Genomic DNA, 21,621 nt, shown 5'->3' on the forward strand with positions numbered 1-21,621 from the left:
CGAAATCCGCGCGACCGGCGAGTCCGTTGCGTCCGCTGGCTTGGATTGGCAGCATCAGTCTGGATGCCGCTCACACGATCCGCGAGGTCTTGTTGCCCCAATAGCGGTCACGCAGCAGGCGCTTGTAGAGTTTGCCGGTCGGCAGCCGCGGCAGCTCAGCCTCGAAATCCACCGAGCGCGGCACCTTCTGGCGCGACAGCGCGCCGGCGCAGAACGCGATCAGTTCCTCGGCGAGATCCGGCCCCGGCGCGATGCCGTCGACCGGCTGCACCACCGCCTTCACCTCCTCGCCGAGATCGACATTGGGCACGCCGAACACCGCGGCGTCGGCGACCTTGGGATGGGTGATCAGGAGGTTCTCGCATTCCTGCGGATAGATGTTCACACCGCCGGAGATGATCATGAAGGTGGCGCGGTCGGTGAGATAAAGGAAGTTGTCGTCGTCGACATAGCCGACGTCGCCGACCGTGCTCATGCTGCCGTCGGCCGAGCGCGCCTCGCCGGTCTTGGCGGGGTCGTTGAAATATTCGAATGGCGTGGCGGTCTTGAACCACACGGTGCCCGGCGTTCCCTTCGGGCAGGGCTGCATGTTCTCGTCGAGGATGTGCAGATCGCCGAGCAGGACCCTGCCGACGGTGCCGCGATGCGCGAGCCACTCCTCGCTGTTGCAGGCAGTGAAGCCGAGCCCCTCGGTCGCGCCGTAATATTCGTGGATGATGGGACCCCACCATTTGATCATGTCGTCCTTGACCAGCGCCGGGCAGGGCGCGGCGGCATGGATCGCGATCTCGAGGGTCGACAGATCGTAGCGGGCGCGGACCTCCTCGGGCAGTTTCAGCAGACGCGAGAACATGGTCGGCACCAGCTGGCTGTGGGTGATGCCCCATCTTTGCACCAGCTCGAGATAGCGCTCGGGATCAAAACTCTCCATGATGACGACCGTGCCGCCCATCCGGATGGTGAGATTGACCGCGGCTTGCGGCGCCGAGTGGTAGAGCGGCGCCGGCGAGAGGTAGACCATGCCTTCGCGGTAGTGCCAGAGCTTGGTCAGGAAATCGAACAGCGGCAGGTTCTGCGACGGCGGCTGCTCCGGCAGCGGCCGCACGATGCCCTTGGGCCGGCCGGTCGTGCCGGAGGAATACAGCATCGCGGTGCCGGCATATTCGTCCGCGATCGGCGTTGGCGGCAGGCCCGCGGTGGCCTCTCGCAGCCCGACAACGCGATCGTTCTCGCTTTCGCCGTCGACCACGATGCAGAGCTCGACCTGCGGACACTCCTTCAGCGCCTCGCACGCGATGTCGAACTTCAGCTTCGAGGTGATCAGGATCCGCGACTGGCTGTTGGTCAGGATGTAGGCGAGCTCGCCCGCGGTGAGGTAGGAGTTGACGCAGGTGAAGTAGAGCCCGGCGCGCTCGCCGGCGCCGCAGGCCTCGAGGTAGCGGTTGTTGTTCTCCATGAAAATCGAATAATGGTCGAGCCGCCGCAGCCCCTGCTTGCGGAACAGATGCGCGAGTCGGTTGGAGCGCGCCTCGAGCTCACGATAGGTGACGGTCTCGCCGGTCCCGGCCATGATGAAGGCGGGTTGCAGCGGGCGCAGGTAAGCATGCTTGCCGGTGTACATCGAACTCCAGATCCCCCTTGATCGTGCTTGTTCTCGTTTGACGCGTTTCCTTCACGCGAACCGGTACCCACTTCGCTCGAAAACGCTCTATGCAGCCATCTCCAGAATCTCGCGAACTTGGGATGGATCGTCGATCTTGCGCGGATTGCGCGGCACCCAGGGCGTTCGCATCGCTTGCGTTGCGATGCGGTCGAAATGCTCGGGGCCGACGCGCACCTCTTGCAGGCTGCGCGGCATGCCGAGGTCGCGGATGAAGCGGTCGAGCACGTCGCCGGCGTCCGCGCCCGCATGCCCCATTGCGGCCGCGACCAGCGCCTGCCGGTCGGCATTGTCGCGCTTGTTCCAGCGCATCACCGCGGGCAGCATCACGCACGAGGTGTAGCCGTGCGGCACGTCGAACTCGGCGCCGAGCACGTAGCCGATGCCGTGGCTCGCGCCCATCGGCACGCCCGAGGCGAGCGGGCCGGTGGAGAGCCAGGTGCCGATCTGGCAATCCATTCGCGCTGAAATATCCTTGGGGTCGGCTTTCACCCGCGGCAGGCCGGCTGCCAGCATCTCGAGCCCCTTCAGCGCCTGCGCGTCGCCATAAGGATGTGCCTCGCGCGAGCAGATGCCTTCGACGCAATGGTCGACGGCGCGGATGCCGGTCGACAGGAACAGCCATTCCGGCGTGTGCACCGACAGTTCCGGATCGAGGATGGTGGCGCGCGGCATCACCAGCGGATGGCGCAGCATCTCCTTCTGCCGCTTGGCCTCGTTGGTGACGCCGGCGATCGACGAGAACTCGCCGCCGGCGATGGTGGTCGGCACGCTGATCTGGCGCACGGTCGGCGGATTCATCGCGGGCGAGACGCCGCCATGGGTGCGGATCGTCTCGATGCCGTCGGACGTCGTGACGTTGTTGGCGAGGCAAAGCTGCACCGCCTTGGCGCCGTCGGTGATCGAGCCGCCGCCGATCGTGACGATCAAATCCGCTTTCGCGCCGCGCGCCTGCTCCGCCGCCGCGATGACCGCGGCGCGCGGCGTATGCGCCGGCATCTTGTCGAAGGTGCCGACGCAGCGGGGCCCAAGCGCCGCGCGAACCTTCTCGATCTCGTCGGTCTCGCGGTTCAGCGTGCTCGACACCATCAGAAAGGCGCGCTCGGCGCCCAGCCGGTCCAGTTGCTCGACGATGGCCTCACGCGCGGGCCGCCCGAACACGACCTCGTCCATGGCGCCGAATACGACACGGCCTCGATGCACGCGCCTGTCCTCCCTCAACACGGTCCGCCTTGCTGGCGGTCCTTTGCGGCGAGGTTAGCGGAGGAAATCGGGGCCGTCATCAGGGTCCTGCCGGTGGTTTGATACGGTCGCGCCGCCAATTCCGCCGTCGTCCCTGCGAAAGCAGGGACCCATAACCACAGGGTTGCGTTGTTGAAGTGAGCTGTGGCCCGAGCGCTGGCTAAACAATTGGCATCGGTGGTTATGGGTTCCGGGTCGCGCGGAGCCTGTCATCGGGCGGCGCTTCGCGCCGACCCGTTGGCTTGCCCGGGACGACATCGAATATGTGGCGCTCGCGTCAGTCATACATCCGCATCCTCGCGGCGCGCTGCATCCGAGTCTTGCGTTTACTTGCCTCCCACTGGAAGCAGAGGGCGCCCCGGAATGACGGTGAAAGCTTCAGGTCGAAATCGGATGACCGGCAGAAATCTTGACGGCAACATCGCGGCGTGTGTTACACCTCGAAAGCAACAGGGACGTGCGCATGACATCCACCGTCGATCTCGCCAAACTGCACATTGACGACTTCACGCCGCATCAGGATGCGGAGTTCGAGATGCAGGCGGCGGATCGCGCGGTGGCGCTGAAGCTCGCCAAGGTCGAGCCCGCGGGTAACAGCGGCCGGCCGGGCGGTGCGTTCTCGCTGCTGTTCGCGGCGCCAAAGGAAGCATGGCTGCCGCAGGCGATCTATCCGGTGCGGCATCCGGCGCTGGGCGTGATCGAGATTTTCCTGGTGCCGATCGGTCCGCTTGCGGACGGCAATGGCTATCAGGCGATCTTCACCTGATCGTCGTAACCTGCAGTCGCGCGCCAGCGCATTAGGTCGTAGACGCCCTTGTCTTCCTCGGTCGTGAAGCCGAGCCGGCGGTAGAGCCGCATCGCCGAGTTGAGCTTCTCGACATGGATCGAGACGTCCTTGCCGGCCGCCGCCGCCTCGTCCGTCGCATCGCGCAGCAGCGCCTCGCCATAGCCCTTGCCGCGATGCACCGGCATGAAGGCGATGTCGATAATGCGGTGCTGGCTCGGCCAGCGCTCGATATAGAAGCGGCCGATGTCCTCATCGCCATGTGTGATCACCAGCCAGTCGGCGTTCGGATAGTAGTGCCGGTAATGCGCATGCTGGGCGCGGAATTGCTGATCGAGAAAGGCCGCCTTGTCTGCCTCGCTCCACGGCACCGGCGCCAGCTCCTCGGCGCGGGTCGCGGCATAGAGCCGGCCGAGGAACGGCAGGTCGGCCTCCGTGAGGCGGCGAAAGCCGCAGCCGGCTTGCGCCGCACGCGCCCAGCCGAACGCGCACACGCCAGGTGAGAGAACGTCGCGCGTCAAAACGACCTCAGCTCCGCGGCGGGAAGACGCCCTGCAGCGAAATGCAGAAATTGAGCGTGAGATAGGGCATCAGATTGTTGTGCGGCAGACCGCCGCCGGCCGGTCCGATCATGCCGAAGTTCATTTGCACCAGCGCGGGCGTCGGAGTACCGGCGACATAGGCCGCGCCGTTGAGCGATCGCGCGATGCCCCGATTCGGCGCCGGTGCGGCCTGGTCGGCTTGCAAGTTGATCGCCATCATGTCGTGGGGGTGCGAGGCGAGCTCCGTTTGCAGCAGAGTTACCGTGTCGGAGCCGCCGTTCTCGCCGAGGTCGTAGAGCGAGAGGCCGGGTCCCTGTCCTGGCGCCAGTGGCGCGTTGCCCTGCATGTTGGGCAGCGCGAAGTTCGACGTGCCGTTGCCGCCATAGGTGACGCCGAGCAGCGAGAACAGCGCCGTATTCTGCGAGATCGGCAAGATCTGACCGTTGCAGAGAGCCCAGCCCCTGGGGGCGAAGTTGAACGGAAAGATGCGGATCTCGGCGACGAAGGGGTCAGCCATGGTGTCGCGCTCCTAGCTCTGGCTCGGGAAGATGCCGAACAGCGAAATAATGAAACCGACGCACAGGAAGGGCTGGATGTTGCTGTGCGGCTGGCTGCCGCCGGTCGGCCCGATCACCACCGGGCTCAGCGGCGTAGTCGGCGTTTGCTCCTTGTAGAGCAGCAGCGCACCGCTCATCTGGTCGAGCACGTTGCCTTGCGGGTTCGAGCTCGTGCCGGTGTTCTGCGATGCCATCATCGTGTGGCTATGTGCCGGGATCGTCTGCGTCGTCAGGGTGACTTGCTCGACGCCGCCGATTTCGCCCATCGTGAACGCGGTGCCCGCACTGAAACCAGTATGTACCGGCAGTCGGCCGCGAAGGTCTGGCAATCCAAAGGTCGACTGGCCGTCGCCGCCATAGGTGGTGCCGATCAGGTTGAACAGCGCGTCATTTTCGGAAATCGCCAGCAATCTGCCATCGCAGAACTGCCAGCCGGCCGGCGCGAAATTGCCGGCGAACATTTTGATTTCGCCGATAAACGGTTGTGGCATGAGAGGTCTCCGTCAATTCTGCGAAGGGAAGATACCCTGCAGCGCGATGCAGAAATTGATCGTCAGGAAAGGTTGCATGTTCTGATGCGCTTGGCTGCCGCCGACCGTGGAAATGCTGCCCGGCGTGAGCGCGGTCAGCGCCGCGGGCGCGGCGTACGCGTTGTTCAAGGCGCCGAGAACGTTGTTGGCCGGCACCAGAAGGGCGCCATTGGTGTTGGTGGCGTTCGCGACGTGAGTGTGCTGCGGCATTTCGCTAATCAAAAGCGTATGCGCCTGCTCGCCGCCGAGTTCACCGAGCACATGGCCGTTGCCGACATGCATCGGGGTGCGGCCCTGCAGATTGGGCAAGGCGAAGGTGGTTTGCCCGTTGCCGCCATAGACGGTACCGAGCAACGAAAACAGCGGCTGGTTCTGATTGATCGGAAGCACTTGCCCATTGCAAAAGGCCCAACCCTTGGGCGCAAAGCCGAACGACATCATGCGGATTTCGGAAAGAAACGGATCGGCCATAAGTCCCTCCGCGGAGACGTCGTAAGATTTGTGAAAAATACAAGACAATGATGCCGCGTCGACAACATGTGCACGATAGCGTGTTTTCCACGAAGTGCAACCTAAACGATTGTGTCCGCGTTGGCAATTTTGCTTCAATCACCGGTTGAATATGCGCTCCGCGAGTCGAGATCGTTAGTGTGGAGTTCGCGCCATCAAAGGGATGTCCGCGCGTGCATGCTGCGCGACGATCGGAGCTCTCCGCTCCGGGCAATTCGGATTCGATCGTCTTGGATAAACAACGCCTGCCGGAGCGATCCGGCAGGCGTTGCGGTTGATGCGGTGCCCGATCAGACGATCAGGTCATGATGCACCTGGGTGTGGGCGTGATTGTCGGTCGGCGTGCCGCCCATCGCAGCGAACATGGCCTCGTGGCCGGTCCACCACGGGGCTGCTGCATTGGAAACGCCGCTGAACAGATCGGACAGGGTCTGGGTGTTCGCGGCCAGGTCCACATGGCTTGTGTTGGTCTGCGACGGCGACTGGGTGAACGACGAGAAGTTGAAGCCGTCGCGGCTGGTCAGCTCGACCTGCGAAGACGTCGTGCCCTGCGTCGGCATGACGTGTGGGGCGGCTGTGCTGGCATCAGCAGCACTTGGCAGCCGGCGCTCGCCATCGGCCAGGTTGATGTACATCAAGTCGCCGGAGTGGCTCGGCGTCGTGTCGTCCGCCAGGCCGACGACGTGACCGAGTTCGTGCGCCACCGCGGTCAGAAGGTCGAGATGTCCGGCTGCCGCACTGGTCGGGTCCGCGAACAGGTCGGTCGCGGTCGCGGCATGGGCAAACTCGAAATTGTCCGATGGTGTCGGGTCGACGAACCAGCCGTGTCCGGCGGCGCTGGCATCGATCGTGACATGGCCGTTCGATTCCGCGCTGATGACGTCGCCGCCGAGGCTGGCGATGCTGAACGTGACCGCCTTCATGGTGGCGAGCTGGCTTGCCGTCGCACCGGCCGAGGCCCATTGTGCAATCGCCGCGGAGATGACGGAATTCAGTTCGGTCTGAGTGAGGTGGGTCTCGCCCGCCGTCGGCGAGGTCGCTTCGACGCCGCCTGAGACGGCCACCATGAACTGAGCGCCGCCGAAATAGCCGCCGCCTGCGGATTGCCCGGGGTCACCGATGGCCTGTGTGGCAACTGCCCCGTTTCCGGTTCCGGTCACCGTGTTGTTGCTCGCCACGTAGCTCGCAACCGCACCGAAATTATACGGCGTGCCGGAATAGTTGGGGCTGCCGATCAAGCCGGTTTTCGAAACGCCCTCCTGTTCGAGGAAGATGCCGGCGACCAGGCCGAGGCCCGTATTGCCGCCGAGATCGACGGTGTTCTTCAGCGCACCGGCGCCGCCGATCATGGCGTTCAGCAGATTGTTGTCGCCGCCGGCTCCGGTGTTTGAGCCGTTCTGCACATAGATGCCGGCAAATCCGTTCGTCGAATCGAGGGTGTCGATCGTGTTGCCCTGGATCACCGCGGTCATGTCGCCGGCAGCGCCGTTATGCAGCAACGTATAGATGCCGCCGACGACGCCGGAGATATGGTTGTTGGTGATGGTTGTGCTCGACGAGCCCGCGCCGTCCTCGAACACGCTGATGCCGTAACCCGTCGTGGAACCGCTGCCAGCCACGCCTTGCGTGCCGATCGTGTTGCCGCTGATCGTGCCGGTGTAGTGCGCGTCGGTGCCGGTGCCTTTGGTGACCGCGAGAGCCCCGCCCAGGGCGCCCTTGATGGTGTTGTTCGAGATATTGTAGGTCAGTGTCACGTCGTTGGCCGCGCCGCCGCCGCCGATCGTGATGCCGCCGCCGCCGCTGACGATGTTCTGGTTGGTGTTGCTGAAATTATTGCCCGTCATGACCAGGTCGGACGACACCGTGCCGAGCAAATTGAGCTGGAACATGTCGCTGCGCGCGGAGGTGACGGTCGAGTTCTGGACCGTGGCGTTGAACGTTCCGCCGGTTGCCTGGAACACGATCGCGTCGCCCGAAGCGTTTCCGGCCGCTGAATTGGTCGCGAAGGTCGAGCCGGTCACGGTGATGCGGTTCAGCGTCTGGCCGCCGTCGTTGAACACGTGCAGGGCATCAAAGGCTGCGCCGGTGAGGGTCGAGTTCGTGATCGACGCCGCACCGGACAGCCCGGTGAAGTAGACGTCGCCCTCGCCGATGCCGCCGACGCTGGTGCCGTTGGTGCCGGTCACCGTGGTGTTGCCGAGGGTAAAGCCGGTGACGTTGGTGCCGACGATGCCGTAGTTCTGGAAGTCGTGCATCGCCAGATAGGAGAGCTGAACGTCCTTGGTGTTGTTCAGATAGACGCCGGTGCCCTGCGTGGTGCTGCCGTCGGCGCCGGTCTTGTTAGCGATGGTGCCGCCGCTGCCCGCCGTCGAGCCGTCGCCGGTGATGTGCAGGCCGCCATTGCCGGCGGCCGTGCCGGTATTCGACAGGATGATGCCGTTGTTGGACCCGCCGCTCGAGGTGATGCTCTTGAGGATGAGGTTGGACGAGCCGATCTGGGTGTTCTCGACATCGAGCGCGGTGCCGGTGCCTGACGTGATGGAGTTGTTGGTGCCGGTCAGCGTGATGGTGCCGCCATGCGTGAAGCTGATGCCGGTGCCACTGGCAGTCTTGACCGTGATGTCGGACATCGTGACGGTGCCGACATTGAAGCCGTCGTCGCTGATGCCTATGCCGGTCGAGGCCGAGGTGTCGATGCTGACGCCGCTGATGCTGTGGCCCGAGGTGCCGAGCAGGTCGATGCCGTTGTCGGCGCCGGTCACCTTGATGACCGGATCGGTCCCGGTCGCGGTGTTCGCGGTCACCACGGCGCCGGTCACCGGATTGGTGAACGTCAGGGAGTGACTGCCGCCGACCAGGTTGACGCCATTGGCGAGGTTGATGCCGTTGGCCTCGGTATACGTGCCGGACCTCAGCACGACATAGTCGCCAGAGCCGGCCGGATTCGCCGCGTTGTAGGCGGCGATCGAGGTGTATGGATCGGCCGCGGTGCCGAGATTGGCGCTGTTGGCGAGAGCCGTGGGCGAGTTGTCGATATAGAACACCTGCGGCACGACGCCGACATGGAAGGTCTGGGCGCCCGACGTGAGCGGCCCGCCGGTGCCGGTGTTGCCGTTGTCGTTGATGTTCAGCGTGACGGTATCCGAGCCGGTGAAGCCGTCGTCGCTGTTGTAGGTCAGCGTCGCGAGCGCGGTGTTGACCTGCGCGACGGTGCCGGTCAGCGTCACTGTGTGGCTGCTGTTGTTGGTGAAGCTGGCGAGCCCGGCGGTATTGAAGGTCAGGTTCGCATGGCTTGAGGCTATCGTCGCCGTGACGTTGCCGCTGGCGGCATCGATGTCGGCGACCGAAAGCCCTGAAATCGCGAAATTGGTGTGCGAGAACGCCGTTCCGATCGAATTGTCCGCCGGCACCGACGCGGTGGGTCCATCGTCCACCGCGGTGACGCTTCCCGTCGTCGATCCTGTCCCGGTGTTATTGCCGCCATTCGCGGTGCCGCCGTCGTCGTGCACGGTCAGGCTGTAGGACCGCGCGGTGGTGTCGGGGTTTTCGCTGGTGTTGTTGAACTGGATCAGGTCCAGCGCCGCATTGTAGTGCGCGAGCGTGTCGGTACCGGTGAAACTGATCGTTTCGGTGCCCGCGGTGCTCGTGATCTCGAAGTGGATGCCGCCGATATCGCCGCTGTTGCCGGCGTGGCCTGCGATCGACAGAGCATCCGACGGCTTCAGATTGTTCAGCACGAAGGTCGCGTCGGTCAGATTGTTGCCTTCGGCGTCCGTGATCGTCAGGTTCGGCGTGATCGTGACCGGCGTCGAGTTCGCTGCCGGCGTGCCGTTCGGCGGCTCGGAGAAGCCGGTGATGGCACCGAAGCTCACGACCGGCGCATCGTTGACCGGGGTGACATGGATGGTCGAGGTCGAGGTGTTGCTGCTGTCGGTGCCGTCGGTGACCGTGAAGCTGACGGTGCGATCCGCCCCGGACGGGTTGTCGCTCGAGTTGAAATAGGTGATTGAATCGAGCGCGGCCTTGTAGTTGGCGACGCTGGAGGAGCCGGTCAGCGTCAGCACGCCGGTCGCGGAATTGTACGAGCCGGTGATGCCGTTCTGGTTGACGAAGCCCAGCACGTCCTGGCCGGCGGCGAAGCCGCCGGTGATCTGCACCGTCGCGCCGGTCAGGTTGGCGCTGTCGACGTCGGTCACGTTGACCGACGCATCGATCACGGTCGCGGCCTGGTTTTCGGTGTAGTTCAGGGTGCCGCCGGCGGACGTGACCGGCGGATCGTTGACCGGTGTGACGTTGATGGTGCCGGTGACCGGTGTGGAGGTCGCCGTGCCGTCGTTTGCGATGATCGTGACGGTGCGCGCCAGGCCCGACGGGTTGTCGCTGGTGTTCTGATATGTCACCGAGGCGAGCGCCGCCTGATAATCGGCGACGCTGGCGGTGCCTGTCAGCGTCAGCATGCCGGTTCCCGCATTGAACGAGCCGGTGATGCCGTTCTGGGACGTAAAGGCGAGGACGTCCTGACCGTTCGCGTAGTTGCCGGTGATCTGCACCGTCGCGCCGGTCAGCGTAGTGTTGTCGACGTCGGACACGATGATCGCCGGGTCGAACGCGGTCGCGGCCTGGTTCTCGGTGTAGTTGAGGGTGTGACCGGCGGTGACGACGGGCGGGTCGTTGACCGGGGTGACGTTGATGGTGTCGGTGACCGGTGAGCTGTCGAGCGTGCCGTCATTGGTCGTGATGGTAACGGTGCGCGCCAGCCCGGACGGATTGTCGCTGGTGTTGATGTAAGTCACCGACGCCAGCGCGGCCTGGTAGTTCGCGACGCTGGAGGAGCCGGTCAGCGTCAGCGTTCCGGTTGCGGCATTGAACGAGCCGGTGATGCCGTTCTGGTTGGTGAAGCCGAGGACATCCTGGCCGCTGATATAGTTGCCGGTGATCTGCACCGTCGCGGACACCAGATTGGCGTCGTCGCCGTCGGTGACCGTGATCGCCGAATCGATCACGGTCGCGGCCTGGTTCTCGGTGTAGTTCAGCGTGTGGCCGGCGGTGACGACCGGCGCCTGGTCGACCACGACGGCGATGGTGAAGGTCTGCTGGCTGTGCAGCGTGCCGTCGCTCGCATCGACCGTGACGTCATAGGACGGGTCGGCAATGTTGATCTTGCTGGGATCGGCGACCGTGATCTTGCCGGTGGTCGCATCGATGGTGAAGCCGCCGCCGGAGGTGTCGCCGACCAGCGAATAGGTCACGGCGGGGCCGTTGACGTCGGTCGAGGATGCCGTGACGCCGGTTCCCGCGCCGACCGGTGCATTGACCGCAACGCGGTTGGCGCCGGCGTCGGCATCGACCGGGGTCGACGGCGCGACGTCGGTGACGGCGATGGTGAAGGTCTGCGAGCTCGTGAGCAAACCATCGCTGGCTTGCGCGGTGACGGTGTAGGCGTGCCCGGCCGGGCCTTCATAGTCGATCTTGGAGCTGTCCGCGACGGTGATGACGCCCGTCGTCGCATTGATGGTGAAGCCGCCGCCGGAGGTGTCGCCGATCAGCGACCAGGTCACGGCCGGGCCGTTGACGTCGGTTGCCGCCGCGGTGATGCCAACGGTCGAGCCATTGGCAGCGCCTTCGGCGATCGAGTTGGTCCCGACGTCGGCATCGACCGGGGTCGACGGTGCGGCGTCATTGACGGCGATGGTAAAGCTCTGCGAGCTCGCCAGCGTGCCGTCGCTGGCCTGCGCGGTCACCGTGTAGGAATGGGTCGGCCCGCTGCTCTCGTAATCGATCTTGGTCGGGTCTGCGACGGTGATGACGCCGGTCGTCGGGTCGATGGTGAAGCCGCCGCCGGAGGTGTCACCGATCAGCGACCAGGTCACGGCCGGGCCGTTGACGTCGGTCGCGTGCGCGGTGATGCCGACCGCAGTGCCGGCGACCGCGCCTTCGACAACGCTGTTGGCGGCGGCATCGCCGTCGACCGGGGTCGATGGCGCAACATCCGCGATGTTGATGGTGAAGGTCTGCGAACTCGCCAGCGTGCCGTCGCTGGCTTGCGTGGTGACGGTGTAGCTGCCGCCCGAGCTTTCGAAATCGAGCTTGCTCGAATCGGCGACCGTGACGACGCCGGTTGCGGCATTGATGGTGAAGCCGCCGCCGGAGGTGTCGCCAATCAGCGAATAGGTCACGGCCGGACCGTTGATGTCGGTCGCCGACGCGGTGATGCCGACGGTCGAGCCGTTGGCTGCGCCTTCAATGACGGTGTTGGCGCCGGCGTCGGAGTCGACCGGGATCGATGGCGCGACGTCGGTGACGGCGATCGTAAAGGTTTGCGAGCTCGCCGTCGTGCCGTCGCTGGCCTGCGCGGTGACGGTGTAGGAATGGGTCGGACCGCTGCTCTCGTAATCGAGCTTGGTGCTATCCGCTACGGTGATGACGCCGGTTGTCGCGTCGATGGTGAAGCCGCCGCCGGAGGTGTCGCCGATCAGCGTATAGGTCACCGGCGGGCCGTTGACGTCGATCGACGACGCCGTGACACCGACGGTCGAGCCGTTGGCCGCGCCTTCGGCGATCGCATTGGCGCTGGCGTCGCTGTCGACCGGGGTCGACGGCGGGGCTTCGGTGACGGCGATGGTGAAGGTCTGCGAGGTCGCGAGGGTGCCGTCGCTGGCCTGCGCGGTGACGGTATAGGCGTGGCCGGGCGCGCTTTCGTAATCGAGCTTGCTCGGGTCGGCGACGGTGATGACGCCCGTTGTCGCGTTGATGGTGAAGCCGCCGCCGGAAGTGTCGCCGGTCAGCGAATAGGTCACCGCCGGGCCGTTGATGTCGGTCGAGGATGCGGTGACGCCGATCGTGGTGCCGACGGCCGCGCCTTCGACGACGGTATTGGCGGCAGCATTGCTGTCGACCGGGGCCGACGGCGCAACGTCGGTGACGTTGACGGTAAAGGTCTGCGTGCTGGTCTGCGTGCCGTCGCTGGCCTGCGCGGTGATCGTGTAGGCGTGGCCGGGCGCGGTTTCGAAATCGATCTTGGTGGGATCGGCGACGGTGACGACGCCGGTCGCGGCGTTGATGGTGAGGCCGTGGGCATCGCCGACCAGCGAATAGGTCACGGTGCCGCCATTGATGTCGGTGGCGTGCGCGGTGATGCCGACGGCGGTGCCGATGGCGGCGCCTTCGACCACTGTGTTGGTCGCGGCGTCAGAGTCGGTGGGAGCCGACGGCGGGGCGTCGGTCACGCCGATCGTGAAGGTTTGCGTCGTCGTGGTCGCGCCACTCGTCGCCTGCACCGTGATGGTGTAGGCGTGGCCCGGCGCGCTCTCGTAATCGAGCTTGTTCGGATCGGCGACGGTGACGACACCCGTCGTGGCATTGATGGTGAAGCCGCCGCCGGAGGTGTCGCCGGTCAGCGAATAGGTGGTTGCGGGGCCGTTCGGATCGACCGCGGAGGCGGTGATGCCGACCAGCGTATTGACGGCAGCGCCTTCGACGACGCTGTTGGCGGCGGCATTAATGTCGACCGGGGTGCTGACCGCCACGTCGTTGATGTTGATCGTGAAGCTCTGCGAGCTGACGCCGCCATGGCCGTCGCTGGCCTGGATCGTGATGGTGTAGGCGTGGCCCGGCGCGGTCTCGAAGTCGATCTTGGCGGAATTGGCGACGGTGACGATGCCGGTGGTGGGATCGATCTTGAAGCCGCCATTGGAGGAATCCGATGTCAGCGAGTAGGTGACGCCGGGGCCGTTGACGTCGGCCGACGACGCGGTGATGCCGACCGAGGTGTTGACCGCGGCGCCCTCGTTGACGGCGTTGGCGGTGGCGTTGCCGTCGGTCGGTGTCGAGGGCGGCGCATTGCTGACCGCGATCGTGAAGCTCTGCGACGAGACGAAGATACCGTCGGTGGCCTGCACATTGACGACGTAGCTGCCGCCGGAGCTCTCGAAATCGACCTTGGAGGGATCGGCAATCGACACCACGCCGGTATTCGGATCGACCTTGAAGCCGCCATGCGAGGAATCGGACGCCAGCGAATAGGTGACCGGAAGACCGATCAGGCTGGTGGATTGCGCGGTGATGCCGACCGATGTATTGGCTGCGGCGCCCTCAACGACCGTGTTGGCGCCGGCATTGGCGTCGGTCGGAGGCGACAGGAAGCCGGGCACCGGCGGCCACGGCGTGCCGGGAGGACAACCCAGGTAAAGATATTGCAGGCCATACGTATTGACGAACGCCTGCGCGGCCGGATCCAGAATGATATTGCCGCTCGGATCGAGATGAAGCTCGGGGCGGGTTAAACCACCGATTGTATAGGCAGGTATGGTCGTCATGAGCACTCCCGCGATCGGCGTGAAAGCCGATCAACTAACTACAATTTTTGGGGACGACGAGGTGTGAAGCAGTTCACACGTTGAGGTTGACCACTTGCGATCCGAGATCGCACCGGTCCGCTCGCAATATGCGGACACCGCGACGGTTGCGGAGTCCCGACATCAGCAAGTTCAAATGCGCTTGCCATTACGTAATCGCTTCCACTCACTCGCGCCGCGAGAAAAGCCCAATGAATGTTCGAGAAAAGCGCGGCGGCCAAGAAAATTTACCGGTTGGCAACCACGACCGTATTGTCGATGTTTCCGAGTGTCAATGTGTGTCCACGTGACACCGCGCCGTTAACCACGATTCGGCCATGCAGCGGGAGGTAGAGTATGGGAACTCGACCATTTTTAATCTTGTGCGACCCCCGGTGGTTTCTGCGCCGCAGGCGGAATTGTCGTTGTGTGACGAACATGTGTCGGTGATTCGCCTTGTGATTGATTCCCGGCAAGCCGTCTGTGATCTCTCCTCACCCGAAAGGCCAGTGAATCTGTCCCTTCCTGTCGTCACGGCTTCGCGATCACGTCGTAAGGCTTTCAGATTGCGCAACTATTCGCTTGATCCGGCGGCCATCTTGAACAGACTGGGGAGCGGCTACATCTGTGACGTCCGCTGCCGCGACATTGCGGTGGTCCATCCGCGTTGAATCACCGCAAGTTTAATTGCGACTTTCGTAGCCCTGCACTGATCCTTGGGGAGAGGGAATTGAGTTCGATTGACAGAACGGGGCGTGTGGCTCCGGTGACCGGCGTCGAGCGTCATTCGCTTCGCCGCCATGCCTCACGCGGCCTGTCGCTCAGGCCTTGGCTCGGCCTTGCGCCGATCGGGCTGCTGGCGGCGCTGGCGCTCGGCGGCTGCGACAACAAGAGCGCGCAATCGCAGGCCGCGCCTCCGCCGCCGCCCGTGACCGTCGCGCAGCCGGTCAAGCGCACGGTCACCGACTGGGACGAGTTCACCGGCCGCTTCGAGGCGATCGAGGAGGTTCAGGTCCGCGCCCGTGTCGGCGGCTTCGTCAACAGCGTCGAGTTCAAGGATGGTGCGATCGTCCACGCCGGCGATCTGCTCTACATCATCGACCCGCGGCCGTTCGAGGCTGTCGTGCTGCAGGCCGAAGGCCAACTCGCCGACGCGCGCGCCAAGGGGGAGCTTGCCAAGCGCGATCTCGAGCGCGGGCTGAACCTCGTGCAGACCAGCGCGGTCTCGGAGCAGGTCGTCGATCAGCGCCGCCAGGCGTTGCAGGCGGCGCGCGCTGCCGAGACACAGGCCGAAGGCACGCTGAAGGCCGCGCAGCTCAATGTCGAATTCACCCATGTGCTGGCGCCGATCACCGGCCGCGTCAGCCGGCATCTGGTGACTCCGGGCAATCTCGTGCAGGGCAGCGAGGGCGGCGCGACGCTGCTGACCTCGATCGTGTCGCTCGATCCGATCTACATCTATTTCGACGTCGACGAGGCGACCTATCAGCGCAACAGCAAGCTGTGGTTCGAAGGCAGGCGGCCGAGCTCGCGCGACACGGCGAACCCGGTGCAGATCGCGTTGACCGGCGAAACCAAGCCCTCGCATGAGGGCAAGATGGACTTCCTCGACAATCGGCTCGACGTCTCGACCGCGACCTTGCGCAGCCGCGCGGTCGTTCCGAACAAGGATCTGTCGGTTCTGCCCGGCCAGTTCGGCCGCGTCCGCATCATCGGCTCGTCGCCCTATGAGGCGCTGTTGATCCCGGACAGCGCGGTTGCCACCGACCAGTCGCGCAAGATCGTGTTCGTGGTCAAGGACGACAACACGGTGGAAGCAAGAGCAGTCACGCTCGGGCCGCTCGACGATGGCCTGCGCGTCGTCCGCGAAGGCCTCAAGGCGGAGGATCACGTGATCGTCGACGGCCTGCAGCGCGCCCGCGTCGGCGCCAAGGTGACGCCGAAGATGGCGCAGGCTCCGGCGGATTCCAAGCCCGCGGCAGGCGACAAGCCGGCGGCCGCTGACAAGCCCGCCGCAGGTGCCAAACCATGAATCTCGGCAGGCTCTCCATCAACCAGCCCATCCTCGCGATGGTGCTGTCGATCGTGCTGCTGATCGTCGGCGCGATCGCCTATCCGACGCTGCCGGTCTCAGAATATCCGCAAGTGGTGCCTCCGACCGTCGTCGTCACCACGCAATATCCGGGCGCCTCGGCGCAGACTGTGTCCGACACCGTCGCCGCGCCGATCGAGCAGGAGATCAACGGCGTCGAGGACATGCTGTATCTCTACAGCCAGGCGACGTCGAACGGCCAGCTCACCATCACCGCGACCTTCAAGCTCGGCACCGACCTCGACAAGGCCCAGGTGCTGGTGCAGAACCGCGTCGCGATCGCGCAGCCGCGGCTGCCCGAAGAGGTGCAGCGCAACGGCGTGACCACGCGCAAGAACTCGCCCGACATCCTGATGGTCGTGTTCATGCTGTCGCCCGACGACACGTTCGACCAGCTCTACATCTCCAACTACGCGCTGCTGCAGGTCCGCGACCAGCTGTTGCGGCTCGATGGCGTCGGCGACATCCAGATGTTCGGCGCGCGCGATTACTCGATGCGGCTGTGGCTCGATCCCGACCGGATCGCCAATCTCGGCCTGACCTCGACCGAGGTGCTGGCGGCGATCCGGGCGCAGAACCTGCAGATCGCCGGCGGCCAGATCGCCGAGCCGCCGATCGCCGATCGCGCATTCCAGCCGAACCTCGTCTTCACCGGCCGCCTCAAGGACATCAGGCAGTTCGAGGACATCGTGGTGAAAGCCGGCTCCGACGGCCGCACGGTACGTCTGCGCGACGTCGCCCGCGTCGAGCTCGGCGCGCTGTCCTACGCCACCAACAGCTTCCTGCTGCGCAAATCCGCGGTCGCCCTGCTGGTGACGCAACGGCCCGGATCGAACGCGCTCGCCACCGCCAAGAGCATCTCCGACACGATGGAGCGGATGAAGGCGAGTTTCCCGAAGGGGCTCGACTACAATATCGGCTACAACCCGACCGAATTCATCGCCCAATCGGTCCACGAGCTGATCAAGACGATCTACGAGGCCATGGCGCTCGTCGTCATCGTGGTGCTGGTGTTCCTGCAGGGATGGCGGCCTGCGATCATCCCGATCATCGCGATCCCGGTGTCGCTGGTCGGCACCTTCGCGGTGATGGCCGCGCTCGGCTTCTCGATCAATAATCTGACGCTGTTCGGCCTCGTGCTGGCGGTCGGCATCGTGGTCGACGACGCCATCGTGGTGGTCGAAAATGTCGAGCGGCATCTCGAGCACGGCATGAGCAGGCGCGACGCTGCGCTCAAGACCATGGAGGAGGTCGGCGGCGCGCTGGTCTCGATCGCGCTCGTGCTGTGCGCGGTGTTCGTGCCGACCGCCTTCCTCGGCGGCATTTCCGGGCAGTTCTTCCAGCAATTTGCGGTGACGATCGCGGTCGCGACCGCGATCTCCTGCTTCTGCTCGCTGACGCTGTCGCCGGCGCTGGCCTCGCAGATCCTGGTGCCGCATGAGGAGAAACGCCCGCCGGCACGCTGGAACATCATCGCGCGCGGCTGGGACAGCTTCACCGCGCTGTTCAATCGCGTGTTCGACCGGCTCGCCCACGGCTATGCATCGGTGGCCGACTTCGTGATCCGGCATACGGTGGTGATGCTCGCGCTCTACCTCGTACTGATCGGCAGCGCTGGCTGGCTGCTCGCGACCACCTCGCAGGGCTTCATTCCGGCGCAGGATCGCGGCTACGTCATCATCTCGGCGCAGCTGCCGGGCGCCGCGTCGCTGGCGCGGACCACCGCTGTCGTGCGCGAGATCGAGCGGATCGCGCTGGATACGCCGGGCATCGTTCGCGTCGCGGCTTTCGCCGGCTTCTCCGGTGCGACGCGCACGCAGCAGGGCAACGCCGCGGCGCTGTTCCCGGTATTCGACGAGCCGGAGGCGCGCCTGAAGAAGGGGCTGACGGCGAACGCGATCACGGCCGAATTGCGCAAGCGTCTCTCGGTGATCCAGGGCGCCTTCATCATCGTCATTCCGCCGCCGGCCGTGCCCGGTATCGGCACCGGTGGCGGCTTCACCATCCGTGTCCAGGATCGCCAGGGGCGCGGACCCGAACTGCTGGCATCCGCGACCGATGAACTGGTGACAGCCGCGCGCAAATCGCCGTCTCTCACGTCGGTGTTCTCGCCGTTCACCGCGAACACGCCGCAGCTGTTCGTCGACATTGATCGCGTCAAGGCGCAGAAGCTTGGGGTGCCGATCGCCAACATTAACGACACGATCCAGACCTATTTTGGTTCGACCTATGTCAACGACTTCAACCTGTTCGGCCGCACCTATCACGTTACCGCGCAAGCCGATCTGCCGTTCCGGAAAGACAGCCCCGATCTCGCAAGGCTGCGCACCCGCAACGTCGCCGGCGACATGGTGATGCTCGGCAGCATCGTGGACTTCAAGGACGTCTCGGGACCCGACCGCGTCGCGCGCTACAATCTGTACTCGGCGTCCGAACTGCAGGGTGAGCCGGCACCGGGCGTGAGCTCGACGACGGCGCTCAACACCATCAAGCAGCTCGCCGACCAGACATTGCCGAGCGGCTTTTCCTTCGAGTGGACCGACCTGTCCTATCAGCAGGTGACCGGTGGCAATGCCGGCCTCTACGTGTTTCCGATCTGCGTGCTGTTCGTCTATCTGGTGCTGGCCGCGCAATATGGCAGCTGGACGCTGCCGTTCGCGGTGATCCTGATCGTGCCGATGTGCCTGTTCGCGGCCACGATCGGCGTGCGCCTGATGGGCCAGGACATCAACATCCTGACCCAGATCGGCTTCGTGGTGCTGGTGGGGCTGGCCGCCAAGAACGCGATCCTGATCGTCGAGTTCGCACGCGACATCGAGCTCGAGGGGAGGTCGCGGCTGGACGCGGTGATCGAGGCTTGCCGGCTCCGTCTGCGGCCGATCCTGATGACCTCGTTCGCCTTCATCCTCGGCGTGCTGCCGCTGGTGGTGTCGACCGGTTCGGGCTCGGAGATGCGGCAGGCGGTCGGCGTTGCCGTGTTCTTCGGCATGCTCGGCGTCACCCTGTTCGGCCTGGTCTTCACGCCGATCTTCTACATGGTGGTGCGCAACCTCGCGGAAGGAAAGAACGAGGGCAAGCCGGCCGAGCCCAAGGCAACCGTGGCGGGCTGAGGGCGACACCCAACGTACCGCAGCAGCAAGTCCTTCCCCGTCATCCTGAGGAGCCTGCGAAGCAGGCGTCTCGAAGGATGCACGGCCACCGGCCGGGCCGTCGACCCTTCGAGACGCGCGTTCCGCGCTCCTCAGGGTGACGGGAAGCTAGCAAGTGCTGTCGACGCAGCCCATACTTTTGGCTGAGCGGAAAGAGATGGGCAGGCGTGGGGTTATAAAATAATGTCGCGCCGATTTTCCTGATAGAAACTGCTGGGAGAGCATAGAATGAAGTCCGGATTTTTGGCCGCGGTCGCGGCCTGCAGCCTGATGCTTGCGGCGCCGGCGATGGCCCAGGGCGTCAAGATCGGCATCCTGAATGATCAGTCCGGCGTCTATGCCGACTACGGCGGCAAATATTCGCTCGAAGCCGCGCGGATGGCGGTCGAGGATTTCGGCGGCGAGGTGCTGGGACAGAAGATCGAGATCGTTACCGCCGACCATCAGAACAAGCCGGATCTTGCGACCGCGATCGCGCGGCGCTGGTACGAGGTCGAGAACGTCGACATGATCACCGAGCTCACGACGTCGTCGGTCGCGCTCGCGGTGCAGGAGCTGTCGAAGGAAAAGAAGAAGATCGACATCGTGGTCGGCGCGGCGACCTCCCGTATCACCGGCGATGCCTGCACGCCCTACAGCTTCCACTGGGCCTATGACACCCGCGCGCTCGCCGTCGGAACCGGCGGTGCGCTGACGGAAGCCGGCGGCAACACGTGGTTCTTCCTGACCGCCGACTACGCCTTCGGCTACGCGCTGGAGAAGGACACCAGCGACATCGTCACCTCGAAGGGCGGCAAGGTGGTCGGCTCGGTCCGCGTGCCGCTCAATTCGTCGGACTTCTCGTCCTTCCTGCTGCAGGCGCAGAGCTCGAAGGCCAAGATCATCGGGCTCGCCAACGCCGGACTCGACACCACCAACTCGATCAAGCAGGCGGCCGAGTTCGGCATCGTGCGCGGCGGCCAGAAGCTTGCCGGCCTGTTGATGACGCTGTCGGAGGTGCACGGTCTCGGGCTCGAGGCGGCGCAGGGTCTCGTGCTCACCGAGGGCTTCTACTGGGACCACGACGACGCCTCGCGCGCCTTCAGCGAGCGCTTTTTCAAGCGCACCAGCCGGATGCCGAGCATGATCCATGCCGGCACCTATTCGGCGACGCTGAGCTATTTGAAGGCGGTGAAGGCCGCCGGCACCAAGGACAGCGAGGCGGTCGCCGCCAAGCTGAAGGAGCTGCCGGTCGATGACGCCTTCGCCAAGGGCAAGGTGCTCGCGAACGGCCGCATGGTGCACGACCTCTATCTGTTCGAGGTCAAGAAGCCCTCGGAGTCGAAGAAGCCGTGGGATTATTACAAGCAGATCGCCGTGGTGCCCGGCGACAAGGCCTTCTTCACCGCCAAGGAAAGCGGCTGCCCGCTGACCAAGTGAGGCGAATATCCACGGGTGGTGTCGTCCTGGCGAAAGCCAGGACCCATTACCCCGATTGGATGTTGTTGCACCACGCTGTGGCCATCAGATTGCCCATAACCACGCTCTGTGGTTATGGGTCCTGGCTTTCGCCAGGACGACGGTAGTGGTTATGGCGCGACCGCGCCTTCAATGCGCCAGCCGCCACACCGCGCCGCCGATCGCGCCGACCCAGAGGATGACGCAGGCGAGCGCCTGGATGGCGAAACCGGGGCTGCGTTTCGCCACCGCTTCGCGATAGCCGATGAAATAGACGATGCGGCCGATCACCCAGATCGCGCCGACCGCCGCCGCGGCGGCATCGCCGACATAGACCGCGAACAGCCAGAGCGACGGCAGGAAGATCGGCATCCATTCCAGCGTGTTCATCTGGATGCGGTAGATGCGCTCGAAATCCGGATTTCCCGTGATCGCCGGCAGCTTGACCCCGTAGACCGCGCGGGCGCGGGCGACCTGCAGCGCGAAGAAGAAGTGCAGCGCGGCCGCAAGGCAGGTGACGATGGCGGTGTAGTGGTACATGTCAGGCATTTCCTCTTTCCAATGGCCCCGATGTCATGACGGGACAGCGAAGCCCGGTGTGACATGCGGCCTCGCTTTACCTCTCTCCGCGCGCGGGGAGAGGTCGGAACGCATCGTCAGATGCGTTCCGGGTGAGGGGGACCTCGGCGAGACCAGCTGTCACCGAGTACGCGGAGACGGCCCCTCACCCCAACCCTCTTCCCGTAAGAACGGGGCGAGGGAGCACAGTTATGCCGCGGCCCCAT

Annotated in this window: 12 protein-coding genes; 4 read left to right on the forward strand and 8 right to left on the reverse strand. The window is 64.9% G+C overall.

Annotated features, from left to right (window positions below; genetic code table 11):
* Positions 1-70: 70 nt before the first annotated feature.
* Together QA635_RS03205 and QA635_RS03210 are read right to left on the reverse strand one after the other, a co-directional pair.
* On the reverse strand, positions 71-1,621 hold the full coding sequence (locus tag QA635_RS03205; RefSeq protein WP_283066871.1) for an AMP-binding protein: 1,551 nt from the start codon (positions 1,619-1,621) through the stop codon (positions 71-73).
* A gap of 87 nt (positions 1,622-1,708) precedes the next feature.
* Complete coding sequence (locus QA635_RS03210; RefSeq protein WP_283066873.1) at positions 1,709-2,863, reverse strand: iron-containing alcohol dehydrogenase; 1,155 nt, start codon at positions 2,861-2,863, stop codon at positions 1,709-1,711.
* 502 nt (positions 2,864-3,365) lie between these two features.
* Between QA635_RS03210 and QA635_RS03215 the strand changes: the two genes are divergently transcribed.
* Entirely contained in the window at positions 3,366-3,668 is a 303-nt protein-coding gene (locus tag QA635_RS03215; protein WP_283066875.1) for a DUF6916 family protein, read from the forward strand.
* On the opposite strand, the gene QA635_RS03220 is transcribed toward QA635_RS03215, so the two are convergent.
* The 5 genes from QA635_RS03220 to QA635_RS03240 all read right to left on the reverse strand — a co-directional run bounded on the left by QA635_RS03220 (position 3,650) and on the right by QA635_RS03240 (position 14,140).
* Positions 3,650-4,207, reverse strand: a complete 558-nt coding sequence (locus QA635_RS03220) for a GNAT family N-acetyltransferase (RefSeq protein ID WP_283066877.1) — start codon at positions 4,205-4,207, stop codon at positions 3,650-3,652. The genes QA635_RS03215 and QA635_RS03220 overlap by 19 nt on opposite strands.
* Positions 4,208-4,214: 7 nt before the next feature.
* Positions 4,215-4,745 (reverse strand): phage tail protein, encoded by a 531-nt coding sequence (locus tag QA635_RS03225; RefSeq protein ID WP_283066878.1) that lies wholly within the window; start codon positions 4,743-4,745, stop codon positions 4,215-4,217.
* Between the two features lie 12 nt (positions 4,746-4,757).
* Positions 4,758-5,276, reverse strand: coding sequence for a phage tail protein (locus QA635_RS03230; protein ID WP_283066880.1), 519 nt, complete (start codon positions 5,274-5,276; stop codon positions 4,758-4,760).
* Between the two features lie 12 nt (positions 5,277-5,288).
* On the reverse strand, positions 5,289-5,786 hold the full coding sequence (locus tag QA635_RS03235; RefSeq protein ID WP_283066881.1) for a phage tail protein: 498 nt from the start codon (positions 5,784-5,786) through the stop codon (positions 5,289-5,291).
* A gap of 329 nt (positions 5,787-6,115) precedes the next feature.
* Entirely contained in the window at positions 6,116-14,140 is an 8,025-nt protein-coding gene (locus QA635_RS03240; RefSeq protein ID WP_283066882.1) for a cadherin domain-containing protein, read from the reverse strand.
* An 832-nt stretch (positions 14,141-14,972) separates the two neighbouring features.
* Between QA635_RS03240 and QA635_RS03245 the strand changes: the two genes are divergently transcribed.
* The 3 genes from QA635_RS03245 (at position 14,973) to QA635_RS03255 (ending at position 20,818) form a co-directional block, all read left to right on the forward strand.
* A complete protein-coding gene (locus QA635_RS03245) occupies positions 14,973-16,190 on the forward strand; it encodes an efflux RND transporter periplasmic adaptor subunit (RefSeq protein ID WP_225643246.1) in 1,218 nt (405 codons plus the stop codon).
* Entirely contained in the window at positions 16,187-19,360 is a 3,174-nt protein-coding gene (locus QA635_RS03250; RefSeq protein WP_283066883.1) for an efflux RND transporter permease subunit, read from the forward strand. The genes QA635_RS03245 and QA635_RS03250 overlap by 4 nt, the downstream gene beginning before the upstream one ends.
* A gap of 267 nt (positions 19,361-19,627) precedes the next feature.
* A complete protein-coding gene (locus QA635_RS03255; RefSeq protein ID WP_057021219.1) occupies positions 19,628-20,818 on the forward strand; it encodes an ABC transporter substrate-binding protein in 1,191 nt (396 codons plus the stop codon).
* A 168-nt stretch (positions 20,819-20,986) separates the two neighbouring features.
* Here QA635_RS03255 and QA635_RS03260 read toward each other — a convergent pair whose 3' ends face one another.
* Positions 20,987-21,376, reverse strand: coding sequence for an MAPEG family protein (locus tag QA635_RS03260; RefSeq protein WP_283072182.1), 390 nt, complete (start codon positions 21,374-21,376; stop codon positions 20,987-20,989).
* Positions 21,377-21,621: the final 245 nt, after the last annotated feature.

The sequence above is a fragment of the Bradyrhizobium brasilense genome, from assembly GCF_029714345.1.
GTDB classification, from domain to species: domain Bacteria; phylum Pseudomonadota; class Alphaproteobacteria; order Rhizobiales; family Xanthobacteraceae; genus Bradyrhizobium; species Bradyrhizobium australafricanum.

What these genes read in the sequence shown, in the direction of transcription:
- QA635_RS03230 (WP_283066880.1), bottom strand. Translation starts at nt 5,276, where the DNA reads ATGCCACAACCGTTTATCGGCGAAATCAAAATGTTCGCCGGCAATTTC.
- QA635_RS03205 (WP_283066871.1), bottom strand. Translation starts at nt 1,621, where the DNA reads ATGTACACCGGCAAGCATGCTTACCTGCGCCCGCTGCAACCCGCCTTC.
- QA635_RS03260 (WP_283072182.1), bottom strand. Translation starts at nt 21,376, where the DNA reads ATGTACCACTACACCGCCATCGTCACCTGCCTTGCGGCCGCGCTGCAC.
- QA635_RS03225 (WP_283066878.1), bottom strand. Translation starts at nt 4,745, where the DNA reads ATGGCTGACCCCTTCGTCGCCGAGATCCGCATCTTTCCGTTCAACTTC.
- QA635_RS03255 (WP_057021219.1), top strand. Translation starts at nt 19,628, where the DNA reads ATGAAGTCCGGATTTTTGGCCGCGGTCGCGGCCTGCAGCCTGATGCTT.
- QA635_RS03240 (WP_283066882.1), bottom strand. Translation starts at nt 14,140, where the DNA reads ATGACGACCATACCTGCCTATACAATCGGTGGTTTAACCCGCCCCGAG.
- QA635_RS03215 (WP_283066875.1), top strand. Translation starts at nt 3,366, where the DNA reads ATGACATCCACCGTCGATCTCGCCAAACTGCACATTGACGACTTCACG.
- QA635_RS03250 (WP_283066883.1), top strand. Translation starts at nt 16,187, where the DNA reads ATGAATCTCGGCAGGCTCTCCATCAACCAGCCCATCCTCGCGATGGTG.
- QA635_RS03235 (WP_283066881.1), bottom strand. Translation starts at nt 5,786, where the DNA reads ATGGCCGATCCGTTTCTTTCCGAAATCCGCATGATGTCGTTCGGCTTT.